A 2,109-nucleotide genomic window follows, 5' to 3' on the forward strand; every position below is an offset into this window, starting at 1 on the left:
TTGGAGCTTGCACGCAATAAAAGAGCTTCTCCAGGACGCCAACTCTCTAACTGATAAGGACCAACACAAGCAGAATGGCTTGCCAAATACCGGTTTCCCATATCACCATTTTTTTCGTGTTTCATGAGTGTCTCACGATCAAGCAAAGAAAGAGTACGACTAGTGGCAAAATGGCTAAGAATGAGCTCTGCTGGATAAGGTTTATCAAATTTCATCACCACTGTTTTGTCGTCCGGTGCTTGAAAAGCCTCATCAACATTCTGTTCTGTGATACCATATTCATTAAATGTCGCCGCAGTAGCCATCTTCAATTTAACAACCCGCTTCATGCTCCAAATTAGATCATTGGCATTCGCAGGACGACCATCATTGAACTTCAAACCATCACGCAAATGAAAAGTAATCACCGTACGCTGATCATCACTTGAAACATCCCAACTCTTCGCCAAAGAGGGAACAAGTTTAGCTGCATTATCTTTAGCTGGTTCAACTAAATTATCACAAACATTGACAAGAACTTCATTACCATAACGGTCATTAATTTGTGCGGGATCAAATGTACTTATTGAATCAAGATTCCAAGCCATCACAAGCGTATCGGCAGGTGTTTTTGCTGAAACTTGTTGCACCAAAATCCCCAGTGCAATAACAGCAGAAACAAAAGCACTGCTCCCTTTCAATATTTTTCCTTTCAAGTTCATAGACTTTTCCTTTTAAAATTTATTGTATAAGTTCTCCATGCAACAATAACGTGCAAGAAATAATAAGATTAGACTTAGAAAACATACCTCCTCGAAATAAAATTAAAAACTCAACAGAAAACGATCTGATATAAAACGAAGGTATTAGGCATAACAGCATCTGTTGGAGATATCACAGTGCTTACAATTTGGGACATATCAGGCAAAGTTTCCTTTTGCTTTATCAATCAGACCTTTTGCTTCAAATTTCTTTTTTGATTTTCTAAAAAGTGTCGCGAAAACACCACCTCCGGTTACTTCAAGAGCCTCAATAAAAATTTGATATTTTGATGATTTTGAATGAATTGTAATTTGCTGAAATTGATTATTTACCCTCCTTCTCAAGAGAAAATTTGAATTTTTGCATCACTCCCCATAAAATAATACCCTCCAATTGCGGAGTGTTATCTTTCAAAACAAAAGGAACCATAACATAGGCATCATAAAAAACTGATATTTCTCTTCACCTCCACACCAAAACTTTTCTTCAATATTGCAAAGTCTTTTCTCCTTTAGCAATGCTAAATGCCACAACATCTGTTGTACTAATTTTTTCAGCAAATGAATTGACCACTTTTCAATTCATGGGAGTTGAAATATTAAGTCTTAAACATCCAAGAAAACACATCTTTAATGAGAATGAAAGATCTCTTTTGAAATAGAAATCTTGAAAAGACACTCAGCAATATATCCTCTATTATTCACAATCTTCAACGTATTGCAAAGCATTTAAGAACTTTGCAATACGTCAAATATATCATGATCATGTTTTTTATATTTTATAAACCTGATACCTTCTTATTTTTCAATTGCACTATAAAAAATACGTGGGGCACTATTCCAAACCCATTTTTTGACATCAGGTGTCATCGCTACAGAAACATATGTCTGATAAATAAAAGCATAGGGTCCTTTCTGCATAAATTCACGTTGCAAATCAGCATACATTTGCACCCGTTTTTGGGGATCTTTTTCAAACAACGCATCCTTAACCTTTTGATTCATACTTTTATCAAAATACCCATGGCACCAACTAGCGTAGCCTGTATTTTTTGCCTCAAACCGATTATCAGGATTGTAAATAAGACGTGAAGCCATTGTATGGGGGTCCGCAGAGCCATTATTCCATCCGAAAAAAATCGTATCAAAACCACGCGCATAAAATTTTGAAAACAACTGCGTACCTACAAAACGTTCAATTTTAAAATGTACCCCAATCTTTTTTGCGTTGTCTTGGAGAGACTGAGCAATAGGCAAAGCAAAAGGATAAGGAGATGCCCCTGCAAAAATATTGGCCTCAAAACCATCCGGATAACCTGCCTCTGTTAAAAGTTCCTTTGCTTTTTGGAGATCAAGTTTAAAGGGTTGT

2 protein-coding genes are annotated in these 2,109 nt (G+C 36.3%); both read right to left on the minus strand.

The window, feature by feature from the left end:
* On the minus strand, nucleotides 1–701 hold a 701-nt coding region (locus tag ACFIK8_RS08845), incomplete at its 3' end, for an ABC transporter substrate-binding protein (protein WP_375636770.1).
* An 837-nt stretch (nucleotides 702–1,538) separates the two neighbouring features.
* On the minus strand, nucleotides 1,539–2,109 hold a 571-nt coding region (locus ACFIK8_RS08850; protein ID WP_375636773.1), incomplete at its 5' end, for an ABC transporter substrate-binding protein.

The sequence above is a fragment of the Bartonella sp. MR168JLCBS genome (assembly GCF_042194175.1).